We start from the raw sequence: 24,608 nt of genomic DNA on the forward strand, positions 1-24,608 counted from the left end.
GCTCACTCAGTCTTGGTCAGACCGAGGCTTGCCTTTGAACCGGTTGCGCGCTGGGGTGCATGTGCACACCCGGCTGCTGCTCGGCCGCCGGGCGCACGCCGGACAGCGCCGCCAGCACCTTGTCACGCGGGCCATCCAGCACGACCTTGCCGTTGTCCATGACCACCACGCGGGTCACCAGTTCCAGCACCGCCGGGCGGTGTGTCACCGCCACCAGCGTGACGCCTTCCGACGCCTGCTTCAGCTGGCGCAGGAAGCTCATCTCGGACTGCGCGTCCATGGAGCTGGTGGGCTCGTCCATCAGCAGGATCTTGGGCTTGTTGACCAGCGCACGCGCCAGCGCCACCAGCTGCCGCTGGCCGCCGGACAGCAGGCCGCCCATCTCGCCCACCTGCAGGTCCCAGCCCTGCGGATGCCCGGCCACCAGGCGGTCCAGCCCGGTCAGCTTGGCCACTTCCACCAGCCGCGCCGCGTCCACGTCGCCACGGCCCATCAGCACGTTGTCGCGCAGCGAGCCGTGGAACAGCCGCGGCTCCTGCGACACGAAGCCCACGTGCGAGCGGTACTCGGCCGGGTCCACCTGGCGCAGGTCTATGCCCTCCACTTCCACCAGGCCCTCGGTGGGCTGGTACAGCCCGCCCAGCAGGCGCAGCACGGTGGACTTGCCACTGCCGATGCGGCCCAGGATGGCGACGCGCTCGCCCGCGTCGATGCGCAGTGACACGCCGTTCAACACCTTGGGCGCCGCCTGGTCAGGCACCGGCGGCGGGTAGCTGAAACCCACGTCGTTCAGGCCCACGCGACCGGTCACCTGGTTCAGCGGCACATAGGCCTGGCCCACCTGGCGCTCGGTGGGCTTGCTCATCAGCGTGTCCAGGCTCTGCATCGCGGCGCGTGCGCCCTGGTAACGAGTGACCAGGCCCACCAGCGCACCCAGCGGCGCCAGCGCGCGCATGGAGAACATGATGGAGCCGATCAGCGCACCCTGCGTGATGACGCCCTCGCGGATCAGGTGGACGCCCACCAGCAGCATGACCAGCGTGTTGACCTGGTACATGGACTGCGACAGGTGGTTGATCAGCCCGTGCATGCTGCGCATGCGGTGGCCCGACTCGGCCGCCACCGCGTTACTCATCTCGTAGCGGTGCTGGAACTGCGGCGCCGCGCCGGAGGTCTTCACGTCCTCCAGGCCTTCCAGCGCTTCCACCAGGTTGCCCTGCAGCTCCGCGTGCTCGGCCATGCCGGTGCGCACCGAGCGGCGCACCAGGTGCTGCAGCAGGAAGATGCCGACCAGCATGATGGGCACGGTCAACGTGACCACCCAGCCCAGCGGGCCGCCAACCATGAACACCATGCCGACGAACACGAAGATGAACGGCACGTCGCTGATGACGGACATGGATGCCGACGCGAAGAAGTCGCGCACGGTCTCCACCTGGCCCATGTAGTGCGCGCAGGAACCGGCCGACGCGGGCTTGTGCTCCATGCGGATGGACAGGATGTGCTTGAACAGCCGTGAGCCGATGATGAGGTCGGCCTTGCGGCCGGCCAGGTCGATCAGGTCGGCGCGCAGGTGCTTGGCGAACAGGTCGAACACCACGCACAGCGCACCGCCGATGACCAGCGTCCACAGCGTGGCCATCGCGTCCTGGTGCGGGATGACCTTGTCGTAGATGACGGCCGTGACCATGCCGGTGCCAAGCATCAGCACGTTGCTGAGCAGTGCCGCCAGCATCGCGCCCTTGTAGTAGGGCATGAAGCGCTTGAGCGTGCCCCACAGCCAGTGGTCGGTGCGGTCCAGCTCGATCAGGTGGTGGTGGGCGCGCGCCTGCGAGCGCGGCACTTCCGCCGGGCTTGCCAGCAGGCAGAAACCGCTGTACTCGCCCTCCAGCTCGGCCAGCGAGGCCTCGACGGCCTTGGCGTCGGCGCCGGGGAAGACCACCTCGAAGCGGTCGCTGCCCTCGGCCAGCGGGCGCACCAGCAGGCAGGCGTCGCCGCCCTTGAGCAGCAGCACGGCCGGCAGCATCAACCCGTTGATCTGGGCCAGCGGGCGGCGCTGCATGGCAGCGTCGTAGCCGGCCTCGCGCATCAGGCGCACGGCCTGGTCGGGGGCCAGCGAGCCGTCGGCGGCGCCATCGGCGCGCAGCGACGCGGCGGAGCGCGGGCGACCGTGGTACTGCGTCAGCCAGACCAGCGCATGTAGCAGCGGGTCGCCCAGATCAGCACCGGCACCCGGCGCGTCCTCGGCCTCGGGCCGGCGCGGCGGCGCAGGCGGTGCCTCGGCCAGGTGCAGGCCGCGTCGACCACCGGCGCCCGGTGGGTCGAAGAAGTCGTCGCGGCGTTGAGGCACCCGTTGGTCTCCGGTTCAGCGTGTCAGCGGCGCGCCAGCGCCATGGTCTCGAACTGGTCTTCCATGTCGCGCACCAGCGCAGGCATGTCGAACAGCGGCGACGAGCGGCCGAATTCAGCCAGGTAGCGCTTGTAGGACTGTGAACGGGCTGGCTGCATGCCGATCTGTATCGCCATGCGCTCGTAATCCTGAAGCGTCTGGGTCGCCAATTCCGGCAATCCGACCGCATTCAGCAGGCTGCCGGCCATGCGCGAGATGTAACTGCGGCCGCTCAGCGTCAGGATGGGGGTGCCCATCCACAGGCAGTCGTTGGCGGTGGTGCCGGCGTTGAACGGGAAGGTGTCCAGCACCAGGTCGGCCAGCTGGAAGCGGGCCAGGTAGTCCGGCGGCGCAGCGCGCGGCGCGAAATACAGCCGCGACGCGTCGACGCCCATGCGCTGGGCGTTGGCCAGCATGTTCTCGCGGGCCTTCTCGTTGTCCGCCAGCAGCCACAGCACCGAGCCGGGCACGGCCGCCAGGATGCGCATCCAGGCGTCGAACATCTGCTGCGTGTACTTGTGGTTGTTGTTGAACGAGCAGAAGACAAAGGCCTCCTCCGGCAGCCCGACCTGGCTGCGCGTGGGCTTGGGGCCTACGGGGCGCTTGCGGTCGCTGGACTGGTAGCAATGCTTCAGATAGATGGGCCGCTCGGTGCAGTACGGCAGGTACTCCGGCGGCATCACGTAGCGGTCCGCGATGATCCAGTCCACGCCCGGCACCGCCGACGTGGCCGGCAGGCCCAGGTAGCTGACCTGCACCGGCGCCGGCCGGTAGGCCAGGATGTTGGGGCGGGCGCCGTTGGTCAGGCCTTGCAGGTCCACCAGCACGTCGATGCCGGCGGCGGCGATCAGCTGAGCGGCCTCTTCGTCGCTGCGGCCCTGCAGCGGAATGACGTGATCCATCGCCTGGCGGATGCGCGCCTGCTGGGCGCTGGCCTCGTCGCCGCTCCAGCAGAACGCGAACACCTCGAAACGCGAGCGGTCGTGCAGCTCGAAGATCTCCGGCGTCAGGAAGCCGACTGCGTGCATGCGCAGGTCGCCCGACAGGTAGCCGATGCGGATGCGGCCCTGGCGCTTCACGCGGGCGTGCAGCGGCGGGCCCTTGTACTTGATGACCTTCTCGTTGACGAAACGCTGCGCCACCATCAGCTGCAGCGCCGGGTCATCGCTGTAGCTCAGCATCGCCAGCAGCGACGTGTTGCTGAGCAGCTGGTTGGGCGTGACCTCACCCACCGGCTCGTAGATGGGCCAGGCGCACTGCTTCTGGCGCACATGCACATAGTGCTGCAGCACGTCGGGCTGCTCGGGCCGCATTTCCAGCGAGCGGCGCATCAGCGCCTCGGCCTCGGGGAAGCGGCGCTCCTGCTCCAGCAGGCGGGCCATGTTCTTCAGCGCGTGCAGCCGCATCTCGTCGGGCGCGGCACCCATGATCTCGACGGTGGTGTCGCTGTCGGCCACGTCGCGCCAGGTCTGCAGCGCCTCTTCCTTCTGGCCCAGATGCTCCAGCTGGTGGCCCAGGTTCACGCGGGCCTGCAGGAAGTCGGGCTTCAGCGCCAGCGCCTCGCGGTAGATGCGCGCTGCGTCCTCGTTGCGGCGCAGCGACGACCAGACCGTGCCCAGGTTGTACAGCGCCACCAGGCGCATCGGCCCGTCGTTGTGGTCCAGCCAGGCCTGATAGAGCTGGCCGGCCAAGTCCGCCTGGCCTTCGGCCTGCAGCTGGTTGGCGCGCGACATCAGCTCCGGCAGCGCGAGGCTGCGCGACTGGACGGCCGCCATCAGCTGCTCCCACTCGGGTTGCAGCGCTTGCGGGACGCTCAGGGTCTGCATGCTCGGACTGGCGATGTCCATGGTGTCGGCGGCATTGGGTTCCGGTAAAGACGGCACGCCACCCAGCCCGGGGCGAGATGGCGGCACCTGACTCCGGATTTTGCGCCGCTGCACTGTCTTGGATCCGTGCAATTGGACCGTCCCCTGAGCACTATTCGCGGCTGAAGGCCGGGTTTTCACCCAAATCAGCCTCCGAGATAGTCGCCCTTGCCCAGCGGGACGCCGGCGTGGCGCAGCAGCGCGTAGGTCGTTGTCGCGTGGAAATAGAAGTTCGGCAGCGCGAAATGGCGCAGATAGGTGACGCCGTCGAACTTCAGCGGGTCGCCGGTGCGGCGCGGGATGGTGATCTCGCGGGTCTCGCTGCCGGCGAAGGCGGATTCGGGCACCGACAGCACGTAGTCGCGCGTCTTGCGGATGCGCTCGGCCAGTTCGTCCAGCGTGGCCTCGTTGTCCTCGTATTTCGGGATCTCCTGGCCGGCCAGGCGCGCCACGCAGCCCTTGGCGGCGTCGCTGGCGATCTGGATCTGCTTCGTGAAGGGCAGCATGTCGGGCGCCAGGCGCAGCGTCAGGTAGACGTCGGTTGAGAACTTCCTGGCCTCGGCGTGGGCCTTGGCGGCCTCCAGCCAGTTCAGCATGTTGCCCAGCATCTTCGCGAAGGCCGGCGCGCTGGCGCCGTGCATGGAAATCTGCGTCATCGAATGTCTCCTGTCATCGGGAAACCGATGGTAGCCAGCTCCCCCGGAGGGTATGACGGGCCACGGCACAATGCCCCGCAAAACCTGTTGCCCATGAACGTCATCATCCTCGACGACTACCAGGATGCGGTACGCAAGCTGCGCTGTGCCGCCAAGCTGGAACCGCTGAACGCCAAGGTCTTCACCAACACGGTCAAGGGCATAGGCCAGCTGTCCGTGCGATTGCGTGATGCAGAAGTGCTGGTGCTGATCCGCGAACGCACCGCCTTTCCGCGCCAGCTGCTGGAGAAGCTGCCCAAGCTGAAGCTGATCTCGCAGACCGGCCGGGTCGGCAGCCACATCGACGTGGACGCCTGCACGCGGCTGGGCATTGCCGTGGCCGAGGGCCGAGGCGACCCCGTCGCGCCGGCGGAAATGACCTGGGCGCTGATCATGGCGTCCATGCGCCGGCTGCCGCAGTACATCGGCAACCTGAAGCACGGCGCCTGGCAGCAGGCCGGGCTGAAGTCGGCCTCCATGCCGGCCAACTTCGGCCTCGGGCTGGTGTTGCGCGGCAAGACGCTGGGCGTCTGGGGCTACGGCAAGATCGGCCAGCTGGTGGCGGGCTATGGCCGGGCCTTCGGCATGAAGGTGATGGTCTGGGGCAGCGAATCCTCGCGGCTGCGCGCGGAGGCCGACGGCTACCAGGCGGCCGCCAGCCGCGAGAGCTTCTTCGCCGAGGCCGATGTGCTGTCCGTGCACCTGCGGCTGTGCGACGCCACGCGCGGCATCGTCACGGCGGAGGATCTGGCCCACATGAAGCCCACCGCGCTGTTCGTCAACACGTCGCGGGCCGAGCTGGTCGTCGAGGGCGCGCTGGTGTCGGCACTGAACCGCGGCCGCCCCGGCATGGCCGCCATCGACGTGTTCGAGAGCGAGCCCATCCTGCAGGGCCACCCGCTGCTGCGGCTGGAGAACGCCGTCTGCACGCCGCACATCGGCTACGTGGAGCAGGACAGCTACGAGCTGTACTTCGATGCGGCCTTCGACAACGTGCTGAACTTCATCAAGTCCGAGCCGACGAACATCGTCAACCCCGACGCCCTCAAAGTCCTGCGTTGAACCGCCCGCAGTCGCTCGCCCACCTGTTCCTGGCGTTCACGCGCCTGGCGTTGCAAGGGTTCGGCGGGGTGCTGGCCGTGGCGCAGCGCGAACTGGTCGAGCGCCTGGGCTGGATGAGCAAGGACGAGTTCGTCGAGACGCTGTCCATCGCGCAGGTGCTGCCCGGACCCAACGTCGTGAACCTGTCGATGATGGTCGGCGACCGCTTCTTCGGGTTGCGCGGTGCGGTGGTCGCGCTGGCCGGCATGCTGGTGGTGCCGGCCCTCATCGTGCTGGTGCTGGCCGCGGCGTTCGATCAGCTGGCGGCGCACCCGACGGCGCTGGCCGCGCTGCGCGGCATGGGCGCCGTGTCGGCCGGCCTCATCCTGGCCACCGGCATCAAGCTGCTGCCGGCGCTGAAGACCAGCCCGCTCGGCCGTCCGCTGGCGGCCGGCCTCGCGGTGGCTGCCTTCGTGTTGATCGGCCTGCTGCGCTGGCCGCTGATCACCGTGCTGGCCCTGCTGGGCGGCGGCGGCCTGGTCATCGCGTGGTGGAAACTCAGAAAGTGAAGCCCCTCGTCCAAGGCGTACCTTGGCCGGTCCCCCGAGGGGACGGCGATGCATGCGGCATCGAGCCGCATGCACATCGCCAGTGCGGGTCGGCTCGGGAGCGGCCATGCACCGCCAAGAAGAGTTGAGATGGCCTCACCAGACCTGTTCAACCTCTTCCTGCACTTCCTGACGCTGTCGCTGCTGTCCATCGGCGGCGCGATCTCGACGGTGCCGGAGATGCACCGCTTTCTCGTCGACCGGACGGGCTGGCTGACGGAGTCCGGCTTCACGTCCTCCATCGCACTGGCCCAGGCCGCGCCCGGCCCCAACGTGCTGTTCGTGGCCGTGCTGGGCTTCAACGTGGCAGGCCTGGAGGGCGCCGCGGCGGCGATGGCCGGCATCATGCTGCCGTCCACGGTGCTGACGCTGGCCGCCACGCGCTGGATGCGCGCCAACCGCGGCCACCTGGGCCTGCGCGCGTTCTCGGCCGGCATGATGCCGCTGACGCTCGGGCTGATCATCGCGACGGGCTGGCTGCTGGCCCTGCCCTTCTTGCGCGACGAGGCTCACCGCTGGGGCGCGCTGGCGCTGATCGCCGCCACCGTGGGGCTGACCCTGAAGACGAAGCTGGGCCTCGTCTGGATGGTGCTGGGTGGCGGCGTGCTGGGCGCGCTGGGCTTCGTTTAGACGCCGAAGCCCGCTTGCGTGGCCGATCGCTTGGTCGTGGGCGAGGCGCCCAGCGTGACGCGGGCATACACCTCGTCGGCGCGCGGCATGATGATGGGCGTGTTGATGTCGGCCCAGCCGACGACGACGGTGCCGCTGTCCTCGTCCAGCTTGCCGGTGTCGATGGCGCGCTTCTCGGAGTAGCTCACATTGCCGGCGGCCAGCACCGTGACGGCCTTGTAGGGGCGGATCAGCAGGCCGCCCACCGGCCACATGTAGGTGCTGATCAGGTCATCCGAGCCACCGTCGCTGGCCGGCAGCTGGTCGCCGGCGAGGTCTTCGCCGTACAGCTCGATCTCCAGGCGGTAGGTCTTGCCGACGTCGCTGGCGTCGAAGGTCATCGTGCCGGCGACGGTCACGTCGCGCTTGCCGGCGGCCGTGGCGCCAAGGGTGATGGTGGGGGTGTTGAGTGTTGCCATGGTGGGCTCCTTGAGTCGGGGGCTGGCGCGCCGGATTGGCTTGCCTGCTGGTACTGACGCAAGGGAGCCCGCTCAGGGATCAGCGCGGTGAATGTTCACGGCCGGAACGCGGCGGGCGGCCGACCCAACCGGCGCACGAAGGCGCGCCGCATCCGCTCGGCATTGCCAAAGCCGCAGTCCTCGGCCACGCGCAGCACCGACGCCGCGCCGCCTTCCAGGGCAGCGCGCGCGGCCTCCACGCGCAGCCGCTCCACCACTTGCGCGGGCGTGGCGCCGGTCTCGTCGCGGAAGCAGCGCGCGAAGTGGCGCGGGCTCATGCAGGCGCGCGCGGCCAGGTCCTCCACGCCATGCGGCTGGCGCAGGTCGCGCCGCACCTCGTCCAGCAGCGCCGCAAAGCGGCCATCGGGGCGCTGCAACTCCAGCAGCGGCGAGAACTGCGACTGCCCGCCCGGCCGGCGGCGTTCGACCACCAGCTGCCGGGCCGCCTCGCGCGCGACGTCCTCGCTGTGGTCGTGCGCCACCAGCGCCAGGCACAGGTCGATGCCGGCCGTCATGCCGGCGCTGGTCCACAACTCCGGCAGGCCGCGCCGGGCCGGCTCGCGCACGTAGATGCGGTCGGGCTGCAGGCGCACGTCGGGATGATCGGTCGCGAACTGCCGGCCGCGCGACCAATGCGTCGTCGCGGCGCGATGGTCCAGCAGGCCCGCCGCCGCGAGCACCAGGCTGCCGCTGCAGATGCTGGCGATGCGGGCGCCGGACCGGCTGGCGCGCTGCAGCCAGCGCATCAACACGGCATCACGGCAGGCCGCGTCCACGCCGTCGCCACCGATGACCATCACCAGGTCCAGGTCGCTCAAGCGCCGCGGCAGCCCCTGCACCGGCCAGGCCACGCCGGCCGAACTGCGCACCGCGGGCGGCGCGCTGGCCACCAGCCGCCAGTCATAGCTGCCCGGCCGGGCCCGCTGCGCCACCTCGAACACGGCCATGGGGCCGGCCAGGTCCAGTTGCTGGAAGCCCGGAAACAGCACGAAGGCGATGCGACAGGTCATGGCAGAAAAGGTGGGAACTGCGTCATGGCGGCCATGCTACAGGCGCCCCACACTGGCGGCCATCAACACGGAAGCAATGCCATGAGCAAGCTGGGACAGGACCTCATCACCATCACACAACGGCCGGACACAGTGTTCGTCGAAGGCCAGGGCGCCTGGTTGACCGACGAGGGCGGCAAGCGACATCTGGACCTGATCCAGGGCTGGGCCGTGAACAGCCTCGGGCACAGCCCCTCCGTCATCACGCAAGCCCTGCTGGCGCAGTCACTGCGCCTGCTCAACCCCAGCCCCGCCTACTACAACCGCCCGCTGCTGGACCTGGCCCAGCGGCTGGTGGCCGTGAGCTGCTTCGACCGCGTCTTCCTCGCCAGCTCGGGCGCCGAGGCCAACGAAGGCGCCGTGAAGCTGGCGCGCCGCTGGGGCAGCCGCATGCGGGGCGGCGCGCACGAGATCGTCAGCTTCGAGCAGAGCTTTCACGGCCGCACGCTGGCGATGATGAGTGCGTCCGGCAAGCCCGGCTGGGGCGACATCTACCCACCCATGCCCGGCGGCTTCTCGAAAGCGCGGCTCAACGACATCGCCTCGGTGGAGCGCGCGCTGACGCCGGCCAGCGTGGCCGTCATGATCGAGCTGGTGCAGGGCGAGGCCGGCGTCGTTGTCGCAGACCCCGGCTTCGTGCGCGAGCTGCGCGCGCTGACGAGGGAGCGTGGCGTGCTGCTGATCGCCGACGAGGTGCAGACCGGCGTGGGCCGCTGCGGCACGGCCTTCGCCTACGAGCAGTACAACGTGGAGCCGGACCTCATGACGCTGGCCAAGGGCCTGGGCGGCGGGGTGCCGCTGGCCGCGCTGCTGTGCAAGGAGGAACTCAACTGCTTCGAGCCCGGCGACCAGGGCGGCACGTTCTGTGGCAACCCGCTGATGGCGGCCGTGGGGTTGGCGGTGGTGAACGAGGTGTGTCGACCCGACTTCCTGGCCGAGGTTCAGGCGCGAGCTGAACAGCTGTCTCAAGGCCTGCAAGCCATCGCGCGGGAGCACGGACTGGTGGGCGAGCGCGGCTTGGGCCTGCTGCGAGCTTTGGTGCTGCCGGTCGACGTGGCCCATGACGTGGTCGCCGCCGCCCAGGCGCTGGAACCCGTGGGCCTGCTGCTGAACGCGCCGCGCCCTCACCTCATCCGGCTGATGCCGGCACTGAACATCAGTGCGGCCGAAATGGACGAAGGCCTGGCGCTGCTGCGCCAGGCCTTGCGAAACGTGCTGCGATGAGTTTGCGGGCCGAGCGCCGGGCCGCTCCCAAGCCGGCCCGCCAAGGGCGATGTGCGCGCGGCTCAATGCCGCAAGCATCGCCGCCCCCTCGGGGGGCCGACTGGCCGCGCCCGCGTTCAGCGCGGCGCGACCAGGCGGGGGGCTTCATGTCGTTCCGAAGATCTTGTCGCCCGCGTCACCCAAGCCCGGGATGATGTAGCCCACGTCATTGAGATGGCTGTCGATGGCGGCCGTCCAGCAGCGCACATCCGGGTGGGCTGTCTCTAGCGCCTTCACGCCTTCCGGCGCGGCCACCAGCACCAGCGCCCGCACGTCCTTGCAGCCGCGCGCCTTAAGCAGGTCGACGGTGGCGATCATGCTGCCGGCCGTGGCCAGCATGGGGTCGATGATGAGTGCCGTGCGTTCTTCAAGGTTGCCGACGAACTTGTCGAAGTAGTTCACCGGCTTCAGCGTCTCATGGTCACGCGCCAGGCCCACCACCGACACCTTGGCGTTGGGCAGGATGTCCAGCACGCCGTCCAGCATGCCCAGACCGGCGCGCAGGATGGGCACCACGGTGACCTTGCGGCCGGCGATCTGGTCCACCTCGACCGCACCGCACCAGCCCTCGATCGTGGTCTTCTCCAGCGGGAAGTCGGCGGTCGCCTCGTAGCACAGCAGCCGCGCCACCTCGCCCGTCAGCTCGCGGAACTTCTTCGTCGAGATCTCGCCCTCGCGCATTAGGCCGATCTTGTGTTTGACGAGGGGGTGCGTGACTTCGATGACGGCCATGACGGGCTTCCTAGTTTTTCTGAATAGTCAGAATTATCGGCTGCGTTGGCGAAGGGCTTCGTAGAGGCACACCCCCGAAGCGACGGACACGTTCAGGCTCTCGACGGCACCGGCCATCGGGATGCGCACCAGCTCATCGCAGGTCTTGGACGTCAGCTGGCGCATGCCCTCGCCTTCGGCACCCAGCACCAGCGCCACGGGGCGCTTGAAATCGACGTCGTAGATGGAGCGCTCCGCCTTGTCCGAGGTGCCGACGACCCAGATGTCGCGTTCCTTCAGCTCATTCAAGGTACGTGCCAGGTTGGTGACCATCAGGTAGGGCACGGTCTCGGCCGCACCGCTGGCCACCTTGGCCACCGTGGCGTTCAGGCCCACCGCGCGGTCCTTGGGCGCCACCACCGCGTGCGCGCCGGCCCCGTCGGCCACGCGCAGGCAGGCACCCAGGTTGTGCGGATCGGTCACGCCATCCAGCACCAGCACCAAGGGCGGGCCTTCCACGGCGTCCAGCACGTCGTCCAACGAATGCAGCTGGGCGATGACCGACACGCGGGCCACCACGCCCTGGTGGCGCGGACTGCCCGCCAGTTGGGTGAGGCGCTCATCGCTGCTCTCCACCAGCTTGGCGCCGGCCTCCTTGGCGCGCTCGATGAAGGCGCGCATGCGCTGATCGCGCCGCGCGGGGTCGAAATGCACCTCGGCAACGGAATCAGGGTGGGTCTTGAGGCGGACGGTGACGGCATGGAAGCCGAACAGGACGGACTTGGGCGAACTCATGGCCGGGATTGTCAGCGACCCGCCTGGCGGCGTGCGTTCTCCATGATGTTGACCATCGAGTCGGTCCAGAAGCGGTGCTTGTTCTTCGCCAGGTGGTCCAGCAGTTGATCGTGCGCTTCCTTCGTGACACTCAGGTGCTCGGCGCCCACGCCATGGAACAGCAGCGACACCAGCGCGCCCTGCTCTGCCGCCTTCTCGACCAGCGCGATCAGCTGCTCGCCGGTCCAGCCTTCGACGAAGTAGGCCGGCATCGCGTAGGGGTCAAGTTGCGCCGTGTCCGTCGTCAGCGCCGGCGCCGCCGCGCGGTAGGCGACGAAATGCGGCTGCAGCGCCTTCACGAAATCCTGCCCGCCGGCCTGCATGTCGAAGCAAGGTGGCGTGAAGGTGCGGCGCGTCTTGCCGTCCAGCGCCTGCAGCCAGGTGTTGGCGGCAATGACCTGCTCCTGCACCTGCGCTGCCATTTGGCGCTCCAGGTCGCGCTGCGGTTGCACCCAATCGCGGCCCGGCCCCTTGGCCGAGCAGCCGTGGAACAGGCTGTGGTTGCCCAACTCATGACCGGCCGCCGCCGCATCCTTCCATTCGTTCTGCCGCTGGGGCAATGTGGGGCCATTGATCGGGATGTAGAAGCTCGCGCGCAGCCCGCGCTTGTTCAGCTGCGGGATGACGTGATCCAGCTGACTGTCCAGCGCGTCGTCATAGCCCAGGCTGACGGCGGCCTTGGCACCGCCGGGCCAGGTGAACGGGGCGGCGGCGGTCAGCGCCGACATCAACAAGGCGGTGGCCGCCACGAGCATCTTCTTCATCGTTTGTCTCCTCAACGCAAGACCTGCACGGCCATCAGCCCGCCGATCAGCACCGGCTGGTGCACCATGTAGAAACTCAGCGACCAGCGTCCCAGCCCCGCCAGCGGCGCGGGCGCCGGCCCCACCCACAGCTGCGGCCGCATGCGCGTGACGACAAAGCCCAGCAGCATGACGCCCAGCCAGGGCAGCACCGGCACGTAGTCCTCGGTGATGGGCTTGTGCGTGACCAACCCCAGCCAGTTGGTCCAGCGCGTGTCGAAGAAGGGATGCTGCACCAGCCACGGCGCGGCAATGGCCAGCGCCGCCAGCCCCAGCAGCGCGGCGTCCGGCAGCCGGGCCAGGCCCAGCCGCAGCAGCACCTGCATCACGGCAATACCGTGCAGCACGCCGAAGCTGATCCAGCTGTTCGGAAACATGAACCACGAGCTGAGCGACACCAGCAGCGCACAGCCGGCCACCTGCGCCCAGCGCCGCCAGAAACGCGCCGCGCCCTGGACCGCCCTGACGGCCAGCGCCTGGCCGCCGCCGGCGCAGAACAGGAACAGGCTGACGATGGCCGTGCGCTGCCAGGTCCAGACCGGGTCGCCATAGAAGTCCTGGCGAATCCAGCCGAAGTGATTCAGGTCAAAGCAGAAATGGAAGGCCGCCATCCAGACGATGGCGGCGCCGCGCAAGGCGTCGAGGCGGTCAAAGCGGGGGGCGGTGTCGGCAGCGGCCGCGGGCATGCAGGGTCAGGACGTCGGCGAGGAAGCCGGATTCTGGCCCTTCGGAATGCCGCGCTGGGTGAAACCGTTTTGTTGTTGCTGCTGCTCGCGCTGGCGCACGCGCTCCTCGGCGATACGGCGTCGCGAAATGCGGTCGCCTTCGTCCGGGTCGGCCGCGCTGTGCATGGCCTCGGCGCGCATCCGTGCATCGCGGCGGTCCCGGGAGCCGGTGTTGGTCTGGCGGGCCTGCGCCTGGCGGCTGATGGCCCAGTCCGCGTCGGTGTAGCGGCCCTGGCCCTTGCGGCACTGCCACGCGCGGCGCACCTCGTCCTGCATGAACTGACGCTCGGCGTCGCCCAGCGTCGTGGAGTTGGCGCGGACCTCCATGTTGGCGATCTCGCCGTCCGCCGGGCACACATTGCCGGCGGGCTCCCGTGCGGGCGGCGCCGAAGCCGCGCCCGATGCCGGCGCACCGCCCAGCGTGGCGCGCACCACCTCCGGCTTGATGCTGTCCACGACATTGGGCTGCAGGCTGCGCGCCGACACCGGCTGGCCGCTGCCGGGGCAGGGTTTGTCGCTGAAGCGCACCTGGCCGTTCGCCTCGCACTTCCACACCTGCTGTGCCCAGGCACCGCTGCCGAGCGCCAGCCCCACCACCAGACCCACAGCCATTCGTTTCATTGTCAACCTTCCCTTGCCGAGCAATGCCGCTACAACGCATGCATGGCCCGCGCCGCCGACAGCACGCTGCACGGACCCAAAATGCGCGCCATTGGCTTCGCCAACATGACATCACCATGCTTCAGCGCCTGCTCACCCTAACACTTGTCGCAACGCTGGCCACCGGCCCTTCCGTACAGGCGCAACCGCGTCCACAGGTTCAGGCTCAGCCGCGCGCCATCGCCCCCCGCGGCGCGCTGGACGCCGAAGAGATGAACAACATCGGCGTCTTCAAGCGCGTCAGCCCGTCGGTGGTTCACATCACGACGCTGTCCGTGCAAAGAGATTTCTTCTCGCTGCGCACCCACGAGCAGCCCAGCGGCACGGGCACCGGCTTCGTGTGGGACGGCGATGGCCACATCGTCACCAACTTCCATGTCATCCAGGGCGGCGACCGCGCCACCGTCACGCTGGCCGACCAGAGCAGCCACCCAGCCAGGCTGGTGGGCGCCTTCCCCGACCGCGACATTGCCGTGCTGCGCATCGAGGCGCCGCGCGACAAGCTGCCCGCCATTGCCGTGGGCAGCAGCCGCGAGCTGCAGGTGGGACAGAAGGTCTACGCCATCGGCAACCCCTTCGGGCTGGACCAGACGCTGACCACCGGCATCGTCTCGGCGCTGAACCGCGAGATCGAGTCGGTCACCCGGCGCACCATCAAGGGCGCCATCCAGACCGACGCGGCCATCAACCCGGGCAACTCGGGCGGGCCGCTGCTGGACTCGGCCGGGCGGCTGATCGGCGTCAACACGGCGATCTACAGCCCCAGCGGGGCCAGCGCGGGCATCGGCTTCGCGATTCCCGTGGACGAAGTCAACCGCATCGTGCCGCGGCTGATCCGCGACGGGCGCTTCATCCGGCCGGCACTGGGCGTTTCGGCCGGTGCCCCACAGTTGGCGCAGGCGCTGGGTGCACCCAAGGGTGTGCTGCTGGTGGAGGTGAGCAGCGGCAGTCCAGCCGCCGCGGCCGGCTTGAAGCCGTTCAGCTACGACCGATTGAGGCGCATCGTGCAGGGCGACGTCATCACCGCCGTTGACGGCCAAGCCGTGGCCGACCTGGACGACATGCTGTCGCTGCTGGAGACGAGGCAGATCGGGGAAAAGGTCACGCTGACCGTGTGGCGGGCGGGGCAGACGAGGAAAGTGGTGGCGGTGTTGGGGAGTTCGGATTGACGCCATCGTCGCGCGTTCCGGCGAGTGCCGGCGCAGCGCCCCACGACGACCTCGTAAAGTAGCGCCCCCGCCCAAGTCACACAGGGCTCCCTCGACAAACAGGACGACACCCCATGGGCGCGCAATGGAAAGCCAAACACAAAGACATCGCCGCCAACGCCAAGGGCAAGCTCTTTGGCAAGCTGGCCAAGGACATCATGATCGCGGCGCGCAACGGCGCTGACCCCAAGGACAACGCCAAGCTGCGCATGGCCGTCGAGGCGGCCCGCAAGGTGTCCATGCCCAAGGACACGCTGGACCGCGCGATCAAGAAGGGGGCCGGCCTGACCGGCGAGACCGTGCACTTCGAGCAGGTCATCTACGAAGGCTTTGCGCCGCACCGCGTGCCGGTGATGGTGGAGGTGCTGACCGACAACACCAACCGCGCCGCGTCGGACATGCGCGTGCTGTTCCGCAAGGGGCAGCAGGGCACGCCGGGCTCGGTGAGCTGGGACTTCGACCATGTGGGCCTCATCGAGGCCGAACCGGCCACACCCGGGGCCGATGCCGACATGGCCGCCATCGAGGCCGGCGCGCAAGACCTGCTGCCGGCCGACGAGGACGGCGTCACCGTGTTCCTGACCGATCCGACCGATCTGGACCTCGTCAGCCGCGCGCTGCCGGCCCAGGGCTTCACGGTGCTGAGCGCCAAGCTGGGCTACCGGCCCAAGAACCCGGTCGCGGCGTCCAGCCTGAGTGCGGAGCAATTGGAGGAGGTGGAGAGCTTCCTCGCGGCAATGGACGACAACGACGACGTGCAGCACGTCTACGCCGGCCTCGCCGGCTGACCCTTCGCCGCGCAATGGGCCAAGGAGTCCGCCTGCTGTGGCTGGATGCCGGCGCCGGCGCGGTGGCCGGCCTGCTGGGGCTGCTGCTGGCGGGCTGGCTGAGCGATCTGTACCGGCTGCCGCTGGCGCTGATGCTGTTCATCGCCGCGGCGAATGTGCTGTACGCCTGCTATTCGTTCTCGCTGGTCTGGCGCCGCCAGCGGTCGGTGTTTGCCGTGCACCTGCTGATTGCCGCGAACCTGGCCTGGGCCGGCGTCTGCGTGGGGCTGGCCTGGCACTTTGCCGGCGAGGCCTCGGTGTTCGGCCTGCTGCACCTCACGGCGGAAGCGCTCTTCGTGGGTGGACTGGCGGCCGTGGAATGGCAGCGGCGGGGTCGGTTGGTGTCGCTCATCCCCGGCACTCGGCCAGCAGCCACTGCTCAAACGCCTTGACCGCCGGCCGCGTGCGGGCCGCCGGGTCGATGATGAGCCGGTAGGCCCGCGCCGACGCGATGCCGGCGTCGAACGGCGTGACCAGTTGGCCCGATGCCAGCAACCCGTCCACCAACGGCCGCCGCCCCAGCGCCACGCCCTGCCCCGCCACGGCGGCGGCAATCGCTTCCGAGTAGCTGGAAAAGCTCAACCGCGCGGCCGGCCGCAGGTCGGCCAGACCCCAGGCGCCGAGCCAGGGCTCCCATTCGGCGGGCATGCCGGCGCTGTCGCCGTCCATGGCCAGGTGCAGCAGCGTGTGGCGGGCCAGGTCGGCCGGCTCGCGCAGCGGCAGGCCCAGTTCGCCCACCAGGCGCGGGCTGCAGACGGGCAGCATGGATTCGGCAAACAGCTGCTTGCCCTGCGCGGCGCCGACCGGGCTGTAGCGGATGGCCAGATCGAAGCCCTCGCTGGCCAGGTTGCGGTTGCCCAGGCCGGCGTCCAGCCGCACGTCGATGCCCGGGTGGGCGCGTGTGAAGGCCGTCAGCCGTGGGATCAACCACAGCGACGCGAAACCCGGTGTCGTCGTCAGCGCCAGCACCTGGCGCTGGTGCGGCTCGCGCACGGTTCGCACGGCCACCCGCAAGGTGTTCAGCGCGGTCGAGCAGGCCGAGTACAGGCGCTGGCCGTCCTCCGTCAACGCCAGCGCCCGGTGGCGGCGCTCGAACAGCGTCACGCCCAGTTCCTCCTCCAGCGCGCGCATCTGCCGGCTCATCGCCGACTGCGTGACGAAGCGCTCCTCGGCCGCCTGCGTGAAGCTCAGATGCCGAGCGGCGGCCTCGAAGGAGGCCAGCAGCTGCAGCGGCGGCAAACGGTCGATCGGCTTGGTTGACATGATCTGGAGGAATGCGAAGCCTTCCGAATCATCGTTTGTCGGCAAGGGCTTCAGCAATCAGCATTCGCAGCATGTGCCATGCCGCTTAAGCATGCAAGGAGCGAATGATGATGATCGATGTCCCCCACACCCGGCTGGTCCTGCAACGCGGCCAGACCTCGCGCCTGCCCCACGCGCGCGCCGCCCATCTGTGCAGCAGCGAGGGCACGCTGTGGATCACGGTCGACCAGGACGTCAAAGACATCGTGCTGGAGCCGGGCCAGTGCTTCGTCGTGCCCGGCGACTTGGGCGTGACCGTCAGCGCGCTGAGCCCGCGGGCGGTGCTGGACCTGCGGCCGGCTCCCGGAGCGCGGCCGTGACCACCGCGCTCGCGGCGGGTGCTGTCGCGGTCGCATCGCAAGCACGGGACTGGCACCTGCCCGGCGGTCGCATGGCACGGCTGCGCCCGTTGACGGCGCGCGACCGCGCCGCGGAGCAGGCCTTCTTCAACGGCCTGTCGCTGGACTCGCGCCACCAGCGCTTCCACTTCGGCCTGCGCGAGCTGAGCCCGGCGCTGCTGACCCTGTTGACCGATGTGGACCAGCGGCTGCACCGCGTGTGGGTCGTCGAGGCGCTGGAGCCTGGCCTGCCCGTCGTTGCCGATGCACGCTTTGTGCTCGACGCCGAGCAGCCCACGCGCGCCGAATTCGCGCTGGCCGTCGCCGACGACTGGCAGGGCCGCGGCCTGGGCCGGCGGCTGATGGCGCATCTGGTCGCCGAGGCCCGCCGGCAGGGCGTGCAACAGCTGTTCGGCGACGTGCTGGCCGAGAACCGGCGCATGCTGGCGCTGATGCGCGAGTCCGGCGCCCGCTTGCAGGCCCACCCGGGCGACGCGCAACTGGTGCGCGGCACGCTGATGCCGAACGCCTGAATTACCGCAGAAATTCAGGACACGATTCACACGACAATCACTTCAAGTCATTGTCAATTAATTGATTTTTAAATTCAATTCAGGACAAAATTCGGGACACACCTCCTGAACCCATGTCCGCCGACCTGCCCAGCCTCGAACGCCTGCTCCGCCCACGCGGCCCGCTGGGCCTGGCCGACATCGCCGCGGCGCTGGGCTGCTCCACGAAGACCGCGCAACGGCTGATCGCCACGGCCGGCGACGCGGTCGTGGCCGCCGGGCAGACGCGCCGCCGGCGCATCGCGTGGCGGCGCGAGTTCCGCGGCCAGCGCGTCGAGACGCCGGTCTACCGCATAGATACCGACGGCCGCCCGCAAGCCGTGGGTCTGCTGCGGCCGATCTGGCCCCAGGGCTGCCAGTTTGACGCCAGCGCGCCGGCCTGGCCCAGCGCCGACGAGGCGAGGGACGGCTGGCACGATGGCCTGCCCTACCCGCTGTACGACCTGCGCCCGCAGGGCTTTCTGGGCCGCGCGTTCGCGCGCCGGCATGCGCCCGGGCTGGGCCTGCCGCCCGATCCGCGCGACTGGGACGACGACGCGCTGCTGCTCGGCCTCAACCACTTCGGCGACGACCTGCCCGGCGAGCTGCTGGCGGGCGACACGGCGCTGCGGCGCTTTCTCGATGCCCGGCTGGCACTGACGCCGCCGTTGAGCGCAGCCGACACGCCCGGCGCCTACGCGGCGTTGGCCGCGCAGGCACTCGACGGCGCCCTGCCCGGCTCGTCGGCCGGCGGCGAGTTCCCCAAGTTCACCGCCACACGCGAACTGCCCGGCATGGCCACGCCGCATTGCGTCGTCAAGTTCAGCGGCGCTGACGACTCGGCCACCGTGCAGCGCTGGCGCGACCTGCTGGTGTGCGAGCAGTTGGCCGCCCAGGCGCTGGGCGACGACGCCGCACGCACGCGGCTGCTGGCGCACGAGGGGCGGCATTTCCTGGAGAGCGAGCGCTTTGACCGTGTGGGCCTGCACGGCCGGCGTGGCGTCGTCAGCCTGGAGAGCGCCAACGCGGGCCTCGCGGGCGAGGCCACCAACGACTGGACCCGCGTGGCCGCCACCCTGGCCGCGCGCGGACTGCTGAGCGCCGCCGACGCCGAGCGCGTGGCGCAGCGCCAGCTGTTCGGCCAGCTCATTGGCAACAGCGACATGCATGGCGGCAACCTCGGCTTCTTCCACGACGCCGCGGGCCTGCGCCTGGCACCCAGCTACGACCAGTTGCCCATGCGCTACGCGCCGCAGGCCGGTGGCGAGGTCACGTCGCCGCCGCTGCAGCCGGCCCTGCCGCTGCCGGCAGAGCGCGAACGCTGGCAGCTCGTTGCCCCGCGCGCATTGAGCTTCTGGCAGACCGCGGCCGATGACGTGCGCATCAGCGCCGCCTTCCGCCCCCTGTGCGCCGACAACGCCGCCGCGCTGCGGCGCGCCATGGACCTCGCGTGAAGCGGGGCCTGAGCGCGCTGCTGGCGCTGTCCCTGCTGCTGGCCGGACTGAGCCTGGCCGCCGGCGAATGGCTGACGCGGCCCGTGCGAGCCACGGTCGGTGCGCCGCCGCCAGGCGTCAATGCCGAAGCCGTCACCCTTCCCTACGGCGATGGCCAGCATCTGGCCGGCTGGCTGCTGCCCGGCCGCGAGGGCCACGGCGCCATGCTGCTTCTGCACGGCGTGCGCGGCAGCCGACTGCAGATGCTGGCCCGCGCCCGCTGGCTGCAGCGCGAGGGCATCACCTCGCTTGTCGTGGACCTGCCCTCGCACGGCGAGAGCAGCGGCGAGCGCATCAGCTTCGGCCGCCACGAGGCCCACGGCGTGCAGGCCGCGCTGGCCTGGCTGCGGGCCCGCATGCCCGGCGAGCCGGTGGGCGCCATCGGCGTGTCACTGGGCGGTGCGTCGCTGCTGTTTGCAAAACGCCAGCCGGAGCTGGACGTGCTGGTGCTGGAGTCCGTGTATCCCACCATCACCGACGCCGTGCACGACCGGCTCTCGATGCGCCTGGGCTCGGCCGCCAGCCAGGCGCTGGCGCCGCTGCTGCTGGTGCAGATTCCGCTGCGCCTGGGCTTTGGCACCGATCAACTGCGGCCCGTCGACGCCATCGCCGGCGTGAACGCGCCGCTGCTGCTGGCCTCGGGCACCGAAGACTTGCACACGCGCTGGCCCGAGACCGAGGCGCTGTTCGCCGCCGCCCGCGAGCCCAAGACGCTGTGGCCGGTGAAAGGGGCGGCCCATGTGGACCTGCATGCCTTCAACGCCGCGGCCTACGAGGCGCGGCTGGGTCCCTGGCTCAAAGCACAGTTGCGCAAATCCCCGAGCTGATGGGGTCAAGCCCATGCCGGCAAGATGCCCGCATGTCGTCCGCCCTGCCCCCGCTCTCCATCCTCGACCTGGCACCCGTCGTCGAAGGCGCCACCACCCGCGAGGCCTTGCTGAACAGCCTGGACCTCGTGAAGCTCGCCGACGAACTGGGCTACCAGCGCTACTGGGTCGCCGAGCACCACAACATGGAGGGCGTGGCCAGTTCCGCCACGGCCGTGCTGATCGGCCAACTCGCGGCCGCGTCCCGGCGCATCCGCGTGGGCGCCGGCGGCATCATGCTGCCCAACCATGCGCCGCTGACCATCGCCGAGCAGTTCGGCACGCTGGCCGAGCTGTTCCCCGGCCGCATCGACCTGGGGCTGGGCCGCGCACCGGGCACCGACCGGCCCACGATGCGCGCGCTGCGCCGCAGCCTGGAGACCACCGGCGAAGACGCCTTCCCCAATGATGTGCTGGAGCTGCAAAGCTACCTCGCGCCCGCAGCCGACCATGCGGTCGTGCGCGCGGTGCCGGGCCAGGGCACCGAGGTGCCGATCTGGCTGCTGGGCTCCAGCCTCTACAGCGCGCAACTGGCCGCCTACCTGGGCCTGCCGTTCGCGTTCGCATCGCACTTCGCGCCCGACATGCTGATGCAGGCGCTGCAGATCTACCGAAGCACCTACAAGCCCAGCGCACGGCACCCGAAGCCGCATGCGATGGTGGGGCTGAACGTCGTCGTGGCGCCCACCGACGAGGAGGCGCAATTCCTGTTCACGTCGGCGCAGCAGCGCTTTCTCGGCATGGTGCGCGGCCAGCGCGGCAAGCTGCCGCCGCCGGTTTCGAGCATGGATGCGCTGTGGTCGCCGGCCGAGAAGCTGCAGGTGCAGCGCATGCTCAACGAGGCCGTCGTGGGCTCGCCCGAGACCGTGCGCGCCGGCCTGGCCGCCACGCGCGAGCGCACGCAGGCGGATGAGTTCATCGTGGCCTGCGCGGTGCACGACCACGCGGCAAGGCGGCGCTCCTACGAATTGCTGGCGGGACTCTGAGCCTGCCTGCCCCCGTCCGCCCAGGCAAGCGGGGCGACTCGACTACTGCCGCTCAGCGCGAAGCTGAGCACGTGCACGCAGGCACCACCCACTATCAGGGCGCGATGGGTTGTACTTGCTGGGGTCACCGCGGTTCCAACTGTCGGTGGGATCAATCCCGAGCATCGATGTGATGTCTGCAAGCGGCAGATCATTTCCGGCAACTCTGAAGTACACGTAAGCACTTGGCATTCGCTGCCCCTTCCCTACCTTCATTCTGAACCCCGCTCCCGGCATACCAAACCGAGGTAGCGAGGGGTCCGCTCAGAAAGAGCCTTGAGTGGTGGCAGTTTAAGTAGCAAGAGCACCTCGGCAATAAATTTCGGACACGCTGAATCCAAGCCGCCCCCTGTCTGCATCTAAGCCTTCGAAACGCCCCTGTTGCGGCGCGAGAAGGAGCAGGAAATTTCTACACTTCATGGAACCTTGGCCAAGCGGATGGCTTTCGCCTGCCTCTTGACGCTTGGCCTGGCGACGCCTGGCGCCGGCATGGCCGCTGAAGGGCCGGCAGCGGGTGGCGCCGTGGCGGGCAGCGCGTCCGCTCGGCCAGCGATGCAGCAGCAAGCGCTGCATTTCTGGCAGGCCGTGGCAGCCAAGCCCAACGAACGCGCGGGGCTGCTGAAAGCGCATTTCAGCGCCGGCATCGTGCAGCGCCGGGGCGAAGACAAGCTGAACGAGACGTTCACCATGCTGGCGGAAATGCTCGGGCCGGCGATGGCGTCCCTGGCACCCACGGTGGTGCTGGGCAACGACCAGGAAGGCGAACTGCACTACACGCTGAAAGACGGGCGTCGCGTGGCGCTGATGCTGACGCTGCAGCACGCTGAAGGCCGGCAGCCCTTGATCGACCGGTTCGGCGTCAAGCCGCTGCCGCCCCTCGTCCCGACGGTCAAGCCGGCGGAACTGCCGGACACCATTGCCGCCCACCTCCGCGCGGAATACGGTGCCCAGCGTTTTTCCGGTGCCGTGCTGGTGGCGCGAGGGGATGCCGTCATCCACGCGCAGGCGATCGGCCTGGCGGATCGGCAATCGGGCCGTGCGAACACGCTGGCCACGCCGATCAACCTGGGCTCGATGAACAAGATGTTCACGGCCATCGCCATCGCCCAGTTGCAGGCGGCCGGCAAGCTGGACTGGCATGACACCGTGGGCAAGCACCTCCCCAACTTCCCGAACGCGGCGATCCGCGATCAGGTGACCATCCATCAATTGCTCACGCACACCTCGGGCGTGGGCTCCTACTGGAACGACGCCTACGCGGCGAACAAGCATCGCATCGCCACCCAACAGCAGTTCCTGCAGACCTTCGTCGATCAGCCACTGCTGTTCAAGCCGGGCGAGGGACTGGAGTACAGCAACGGCGGCCCGGTGATCCTGGGCCTCATCATCGAAGCGCTGAGCGGCCGCACCTACGAAGACTATGTGCGACAGCACATCTACAAGCCGGCGGGCATGAAGCACAGCGACCACTTCCGGCGCGACGACGCGAAAGCGGGATTCGCCGTCGGCTACATCCCGGCCGATGGCGGTCAATGGCTCGACAACCAGCAGGACCTGGGCCTGAGTGGCTCCGCTGCCGGCGGCGGCTATGCCTCGGTCCTCGACCTGCACCGGTTCTCGCGGGCACTCAGCCAGCAACGCCTGCTCAGCCGCAGCCAGCTCGAAGTGCTGTGGAAGCCCTACACGCAACCCGGCCCCATCGGCTACGGCTACCTGTTCGCCATCGGCCCGGCCTCTGGCAAGCGCTGGGTCGGCCACAACGGGGGCGCGCCAGGCATTTCGGCCGAGTTCATGCACTACCCGGACGACGGCCTGGTGATCATCGTGCTCGCCAACCAGGATCACGCGGCGATGCCGATGCGGGAATGGTTGAGCGCGTTGCTCGATGCATCTCTCGGCACTGGCCGCTGAGTCGACACTGAACCGATCAATCCCAACCGGCGACTACGATGGAATTCCTACCGATGCTGCTCATCCCGGGGGTGGTGCTGCTGGCCCCCGTTCTCCTCACGGCCCTCGTGCTGCGTTACCGACGCGCCCGTGCCGAGATGCGCTACGAGTTCCTGCTGAAGCTCGCCCAATCCGGAGTTGCCGTGCCACCCATGCTGCCCGGAGAAGCCACCCAGCCCCCCAGCGACCTCCGCCGCGCGCTGGTGCTGCTGGCCGGTGGTATCGGGCTGAGCCTCACGCTGCTGGTGCTGCCGCTGCACTATCACGTCGGGCGGCCGCTGGCGGAGCTGTGGGGTCTGGGGCTTCTGCCAATGGCCTTGGGCCTGGGCTACCTGACCCACTGGTTCCTGAGCCGTCGCGGCGGCGGGCATGGATGACCGTGATGGGCAGTCACGCCTGGATGCGGCGCTGGTGGAACGCGCCGTCCGCGATGGCGATACCCGCGCCTTCGAGGCGCTGGTGCGCCGGCATCAAGGGCTCGTGCGTGCCCAGCTGCGACGACTGCTGGGCCACGATGCGGCCATGGCCGACGACCTGGCCCAGGAGACCTTCGTGCTGGCGTGGCGCAAGCTGGAGCAGTTCCGCGGCGACTCGCGCTTTGCCACCTGGCTCTACCGCATCGCCCACAGCTGCTTCCTGCAGTTCTTGCGCAGCCACGGCCGGCAGGCAGAGACCGTTGCGCTGGACCCGGACGCCGACCACGCGGCGGATGCCGATCCGCAAGACCTGGAACTCCGCCTCGACCTCACCGCCGCCTTGCAGCACCTGTCCATGAACCAACGCGCCGCACTGCTGTACTGCGAACAGCTGGGCCTCAGCCACCAGGAAGCCGCCGAGGTGCTGGACATGCCGCTGGGCACCGTCAAGACCCATGTGATGCGCGGCAAGGCCCGCTTGCGCGAGCTGCTGCGGGATTGGGCACCGCACCCCATGCAAGGAACTTCCCCGTGAGCGACATCCAAAACAATGAACTGGACGCGTGGCTGCGCCACGAGTTCGAAGGCCCCGTCGCGGACGACGGATTCGCCGCGCGGGTGATGCGCGCCCTGCCGCCGCGCCCGAAGCGGCGGGCCTGGCCGCTGCCAGTGGCGGCCATCGCTGGCGGCCTGCTGGCCTGGCTGGCCCTGGCGCCGTCACCGCTGATGGACCTGGCCACGAGCGAATGGCTGGCGGCGGACTTCGGCGCCAGTTCGGGCGTGCTGCTGGCGCTGCTGTTCGGGATGACGCTGCTCGGCTGCGCCTGGGCGCTCGAAGAAGGGCCGTGAACGGTTGCCGGGC

General features: G+C 69.4%; 28 protein-coding genes. 16 read left to right on the forward strand and 12 right to left on the reverse strand.

Annotated elements, in window-relative coordinates; all coding sequences use genetic code 11:
* Nucleotides 1-16: 16 nt before the first annotated feature.
* From J2X21_RS15420 to J2X21_RS15430, 3 genes are all read right to left on the reverse strand, one after another.
* On the reverse strand, nt 17-2,350 hold the full coding sequence (locus J2X21_RS15420) for a type I secretion system permease/ATPase (protein ID WP_310330089.1): 2,334 nt from the start codon (nt 2,348-2,350) through the stop codon (nt 17-19).
* Nucleotides 2,351-2,373: 23 nt separating this feature from the next.
* Nucleotides 2,374-4,236, reverse strand: coding sequence for an O-linked N-acetylglucosamine transferase, SPINDLY family protein (locus J2X21_RS15425; RefSeq protein ID WP_310330090.1), 1,863 nt, complete (start codon nt 4,234-4,236; stop codon nt 2,374-2,376).
* Nucleotides 4,237-4,400: 164 nt separating this feature from the next.
* Nucleotides 4,401-4,910 (reverse strand): DUF1993 domain-containing protein, encoded by a 510-nt coding sequence (locus J2X21_RS15430; protein WP_310330092.1) that lies wholly within the window; start codon nt 4,908-4,910, stop codon nt 4,401-4,403.
* Nucleotides 4,911-5,003: 93 nt separating this feature from the next.
* Between J2X21_RS15430 and J2X21_RS15435 the strand changes: the two genes are divergently transcribed.
* The 3 genes from J2X21_RS15435 to J2X21_RS15445 all read left to right on the forward strand — a co-directional run bounded on the left by J2X21_RS15435 (nt 5,004) and on the right by J2X21_RS15445 (nt 7,228).
* A complete protein-coding gene (locus J2X21_RS15435) occupies nt 5,004-6,011 on the forward strand; it encodes a D-2-hydroxyacid dehydrogenase family protein (RefSeq protein ID WP_310330094.1) in 1,008 nt (335 codons plus the stop codon).
* Nucleotides 6,008-6,559, forward strand: a complete 552-nt coding sequence (locus tag J2X21_RS15440) for a chromate transporter (protein WP_310330095.1) — start codon at nt 6,008-6,010, stop codon at nt 6,557-6,559. The genes J2X21_RS15435 and J2X21_RS15440 overlap by 4 nt, the downstream gene beginning before the upstream one ends.
* Before the next feature lie 129 nt (nt 6,560-6,688).
* Nucleotides 6,689-7,228 carry a chromate transporter gene (locus J2X21_RS15445; RefSeq protein ID WP_310330097.1) on the forward strand — a complete coding sequence of 180 codons (540 nt, stop codon included), beginning with the start codon at nt 6,689-6,691 and terminating at the stop codon, nt 7,226-7,228.
* Here the strand turns inward: J2X21_RS15445 and J2X21_RS15450 are convergent.
* Nucleotides 7,225-7,686, reverse strand: coding sequence for a hypothetical protein (locus J2X21_RS15450; RefSeq protein ID WP_310330098.1), 462 nt, complete (start codon nt 7,684-7,686; stop codon nt 7,225-7,227). The genes J2X21_RS15445 and J2X21_RS15450 overlap by 4 nt on opposite strands.
* A gap of 95 nt (nt 7,687-7,781) precedes the next feature.
* On the reverse strand, nt 7,782-8,735 hold the full coding sequence (locus tag J2X21_RS15455) for a GlxA family transcriptional regulator (protein WP_310330099.1): 954 nt from the start codon (nt 8,733-8,735) through the stop codon (nt 7,782-7,784).
* 81 nt (nt 8,736-8,816) lie between these two features.
* Between J2X21_RS15455 and J2X21_RS15460 the strand changes: the two genes are divergently transcribed.
* On the forward strand, nt 8,817-9,998 hold the full coding sequence (locus J2X21_RS15460; RefSeq protein WP_310330100.1) for an acetylornithine transaminase: 1,182 nt from the start codon (nt 8,817-8,819) through the stop codon (nt 9,996-9,998).
* 144 nt (nt 9,999-10,142) lie between these two features.
* On the opposite strand, the gene upp is transcribed toward J2X21_RS15460, so the two are convergent.
* The 5 genes from upp to J2X21_RS15485 are packed head-to-tail and all read right to left on the reverse strand — an operon-like array spanning nt 10,143 to nt 13,722.
* Nucleotides 10,143-10,769, reverse strand: a complete 627-nt coding sequence (gene upp / locus J2X21_RS15465; RefSeq protein ID WP_310330101.1) for a uracil phosphoribosyltransferase — start codon at nt 10,767-10,769, stop codon at nt 10,143-10,145.
* 33 nt (nt 10,770-10,802) lie between these two features.
* Complete coding sequence (rlmB, locus tag J2X21_RS15470; protein ID WP_310330103.1) at nt 10,803-11,543, reverse strand: 23S rRNA (guanosine(2251)-2'-O)-methyltransferase RlmB; 741 nt, start codon at nt 11,541-11,543, stop codon at nt 10,803-10,805.
* A gap of 11 nt (nt 11,544-11,554) precedes the next feature.
* Nucleotides 11,555-12,346 (reverse strand): polysaccharide deacetylase family protein, encoded by a 792-nt coding sequence (locus J2X21_RS15475; protein WP_310330104.1) that lies wholly within the window; start codon nt 12,344-12,346, stop codon nt 11,555-11,557.
* A gap of 11 nt (nt 12,347-12,357) precedes the next feature.
* Nucleotides 12,358-13,071 (reverse strand): acetyltransferase domain-containing protein, encoded by a 714-nt coding sequence (locus J2X21_RS15480; RefSeq protein ID WP_310330105.1) that lies wholly within the window; start codon nt 13,069-13,071, stop codon nt 12,358-12,360.
* A gap of 6 nt (nt 13,072-13,077) precedes the next feature.
* A complete protein-coding gene (locus tag J2X21_RS15485; RefSeq protein ID WP_310330106.1) occupies nt 13,078-13,722 on the reverse strand; it encodes a hypothetical protein in 645 nt (214 codons plus the stop codon).
* Nucleotides 13,723-13,982: 260 nt separating this feature from the next.
* Between J2X21_RS15485 and J2X21_RS15490 the strand changes: the two genes are divergently transcribed.
* From J2X21_RS15490 to J2X21_RS15500, 3 genes are all read left to right on the forward strand, one after another.
* Complete coding sequence (locus tag J2X21_RS15490) at nt 13,983-14,939, forward strand: S1C family serine protease (protein ID WP_310330107.1); 957 nt, start codon at nt 13,983-13,985, stop codon at nt 14,937-14,939.
* A 113-nt stretch (nt 14,940-15,052) separates the two neighbouring features.
* Complete coding sequence (locus J2X21_RS15495; protein WP_310330108.1) at nt 15,053-15,766, forward strand: YebC/PmpR family DNA-binding transcriptional regulator; 714 nt, start codon at nt 15,053-15,055, stop codon at nt 15,764-15,766.
* A gap of 14 nt (nt 15,767-15,780) precedes the next feature.
* A complete protein-coding gene (locus J2X21_RS15500) occupies nt 15,781-16,197 on the forward strand; it encodes a hypothetical protein (RefSeq protein WP_310330110.1) in 417 nt (138 codons plus the stop codon).
* On the opposite strand, the gene gcvA is transcribed toward J2X21_RS15500, so the two are convergent.
* The gene (gene gcvA / locus J2X21_RS15505; RefSeq protein ID WP_310330112.1) at nt 16,154-17,068 is read right to left on the reverse strand and encodes a transcriptional regulator GcvA; all 915 of its coding nucleotides are present in this window, start codon (nt 17,066-17,068) and stop codon (nt 16,154-16,156) included. The two genes, J2X21_RS15500 and gcvA, sit on opposite strands and share 44 nt — an antisense overlap.
* A 110-nt stretch (nt 17,069-17,178) precedes the next feature.
* Here gcvA and J2X21_RS15510 point away from each other — a divergent pair, with 110 nt between their 5' ends.
* The 5 genes from J2X21_RS15510 (at nt 17,179) to J2X21_RS15530 (ending at nt 21,341) form a co-directional block, all read left to right on the forward strand.
* The gene (locus J2X21_RS15510) at nt 17,179-17,427 is read left to right on the forward strand and encodes a DUF2917 domain-containing protein (RefSeq protein ID WP_310330114.1); all 249 of its coding nucleotides are present in this window, start codon (nt 17,179-17,181) and stop codon (nt 17,425-17,427) included.
* Nucleotides 17,424-17,978 (forward strand): GNAT family N-acetyltransferase, encoded by a 555-nt coding sequence (locus J2X21_RS15515; protein ID WP_310330116.1) that lies wholly within the window; start codon nt 17,424-17,426, stop codon nt 17,976-17,978. Before J2X21_RS15510 ends, J2X21_RS15515 begins: the two co-directional genes overlap by 4 nt.
* Before the next feature lie 113 nt (nt 17,979-18,091).
* The gene (yjjJ, locus tag J2X21_RS15520) at nt 18,092-19,450 is read left to right on the forward strand and encodes a type II toxin-antitoxin system HipA family toxin YjjJ (RefSeq protein WP_310330117.1); all 1,359 of its coding nucleotides are present in this window, start codon (nt 18,092-18,094) and stop codon (nt 19,448-19,450) included.
* On the forward strand, nt 19,447-20,316 hold the full coding sequence (locus J2X21_RS15525) for an alpha/beta hydrolase (protein WP_310330118.1): 870 nt from the start codon (nt 19,447-19,449) through the stop codon (nt 20,314-20,316). The genes yjjJ and J2X21_RS15525 overlap by 4 nt, the downstream gene beginning before the upstream one ends.
* A 44-nt stretch (nt 20,317-20,360) precedes the next feature.
* Complete coding sequence (locus tag J2X21_RS15530) at nt 20,361-21,341, forward strand: LLM class flavin-dependent oxidoreductase (protein ID WP_310330623.1); 981 nt, start codon at nt 20,361-20,363, stop codon at nt 21,339-21,341.
* 42 nt (nt 21,342-21,383) lie between these two features.
* On the opposite strand, the gene J2X21_RS27165 is transcribed toward J2X21_RS15530, so the two are convergent.
* Nucleotides 21,384-21,617, reverse strand: a complete 234-nt coding sequence (locus J2X21_RS27165) for a DUF4279 domain-containing protein (RefSeq protein ID WP_404667355.1) — start codon at nt 21,615-21,617, stop codon at nt 21,384-21,386.
* Between the two features lie 144 nt (nt 21,618-21,761).
* On the opposite strand from J2X21_RS27165, the gene J2X21_RS15535 reads away from it, so the two are divergent.
* The 4 genes from J2X21_RS15535 to J2X21_RS15550 are packed head-to-tail and all read left to right on the forward strand — an operon-like array spanning nt 21,762 to nt 24,595.
* Nucleotides 21,762-23,291, forward strand: a complete 1,530-nt coding sequence (locus J2X21_RS15535) for a serine hydrolase domain-containing protein (protein WP_310330119.1) — start codon at nt 21,762-21,764, stop codon at nt 23,289-23,291.
* A gap of 38 nt (nt 23,292-23,329) precedes the next feature.
* Complete coding sequence (locus tag J2X21_RS15540; RefSeq protein WP_310330120.1) at nt 23,330-23,707, forward strand: DUF6249 domain-containing protein; 378 nt, start codon at nt 23,330-23,332, stop codon at nt 23,705-23,707.
* The gene (locus J2X21_RS15545) at nt 23,700-24,281 is read left to right on the forward strand and encodes an RNA polymerase sigma factor (protein ID WP_310330121.1); all 582 of its coding nucleotides are present in this window, start codon (nt 23,700-23,702) and stop codon (nt 24,279-24,281) included. The genes J2X21_RS15540 and J2X21_RS15545 overlap by 8 nt, the downstream gene beginning before the upstream one ends.
* A complete protein-coding gene (locus tag J2X21_RS15550; protein ID WP_310330123.1) occupies nt 24,278-24,595 on the forward strand; it encodes a hypothetical protein in 318 nt (105 codons plus the stop codon). Before J2X21_RS15545 ends, J2X21_RS15550 begins: the two co-directional genes overlap by 4 nt.
* Nucleotides 24,596-24,608 lie beyond the last annotated feature (13 nt).

Source organism: Roseateles asaccharophilus (genome assembly GCF_031458115.1).
Classification (GTDB): domain Bacteria; phylum Pseudomonadota; class Gammaproteobacteria; order Burkholderiales; family Burkholderiaceae_C; genus Pelomonas; species Pelomonas asaccharophilus_A.

Bases quoted from the DNA above. Each gene is read 5' to 3' on its own strand.
- J2X21_RS15425 (WP_310330090.1), bottom strand. From the start codon at position 4,236: ATGGACATCGCCAGTCCGAGCATGCAGACCCTGAGCGTCCCGCAAGCG.
- J2X21_RS15430 (WP_310330092.1), bottom strand. From the start codon at position 4,910: ATGACGCAGATTTCCATGCACGGCGCCAGCGCGCCGGCCTTCGCGAAG.
- J2X21_RS15435 (WP_310330094.1), top strand. From the start codon at position 5,004: ATGAACGTCATCATCCTCGACGACTACCAGGATGCGGTACGCAAGCTG.
- J2X21_RS15445 (WP_310330097.1), top strand. From the start codon at position 6,689: ATGGCCTCACCAGACCTGTTCAACCTCTTCCTGCACTTCCTGACGCTG.
- J2X21_RS15450 (WP_310330098.1), bottom strand. From the start codon at position 7,686: ATGGCAACACTCAACACCCCCACCATCACCCTTGGCGCCACGGCCGCC.
- J2X21_RS15455 (WP_310330099.1), bottom strand. From the start codon at position 8,735: ATGACCTGTCGCATCGCCTTCGTGCTGTTTCCGGGCTTCCAGCAACTG.
- J2X21_RS15460 (WP_310330100.1), top strand. From the start codon at position 8,817: ATGAGCAAGCTGGGACAGGACCTCATCACCATCACACAACGGCCGGAC.
- upp (WP_310330101.1), bottom strand. From the start codon at position 10,769: ATGGCCGTCATCGAAGTCACGCACCCCCTCGTCAAACACAAGATCGGC.
- rlmB (WP_310330103.1), bottom strand. From the start codon at position 11,543: ATGAGTTCGCCCAAGTCCGTCCTGTTCGGCTTCCATGCCGTCACCGTC.
- J2X21_RS15475 (WP_310330104.1), bottom strand. From the start codon at position 12,346: ATGAAGAAGATGCTCGTGGCGGCCACCGCCTTGTTGATGTCGGCGCTG.
- J2X21_RS15480 (WP_310330105.1), bottom strand. From the start codon at position 13,071: ATGCCCGCGGCCGCTGCCGACACCGCCCCCCGCTTTGACCGCCTCGAC.
- J2X21_RS15485 (WP_310330106.1), bottom strand. From the start codon at position 13,722: ATGGCTGTGGGTCTGGTGGTGGGGCTGGCGCTCGGCAGCGGTGCCTGG.
- J2X21_RS15490 (WP_310330107.1), top strand. From the start codon at position 13,983: ATGAACAACATCGGCGTCTTCAAGCGCGTCAGCCCGTCGGTGGTTCAC.
- J2X21_RS15495 (WP_310330108.1), top strand. From the start codon at position 15,053: ATGGGCGCGCAATGGAAAGCCAAACACAAAGACATCGCCGCCAACGCC.
- J2X21_RS15500 (WP_310330110.1), top strand. From the start codon at position 15,781: ATGGGCCAAGGAGTCCGCCTGCTGTGGCTGGATGCCGGCGCCGGCGCG.
- gcvA (WP_310330112.1), bottom strand. From the start codon at position 17,068: ATGTCAACCAAGCCGATCGACCGTTTGCCGCCGCTGCAGCTGCTGGCC.
- J2X21_RS15510 (WP_310330114.1), top strand. From the start codon at position 17,179: ATGATCGATGTCCCCCACACCCGGCTGGTCCTGCAACGCGGCCAGACC.
- yjjJ (WP_310330117.1), top strand. From the start codon at position 18,092: ATGTCCGCCGACCTGCCCAGCCTCGAACGCCTGCTCCGCCCACGCGGC.
- J2X21_RS27165 (WP_404667355.1), bottom strand. From the start codon at position 21,617: ATGCCGGGAGCGGGGTTCAGAATGAAGGTAGGGAAGGGGCAGCGAATG.
- J2X21_RS15540 (WP_310330120.1), top strand. From the start codon at position 23,330: ATGGAATTCCTACCGATGCTGCTCATCCCGGGGGTGGTGCTGCTGGCC.
- J2X21_RS15545 (WP_310330121.1), top strand. From the start codon at position 23,700: ATGGATGACCGTGATGGGCAGTCACGCCTGGATGCGGCGCTGGTGGAA.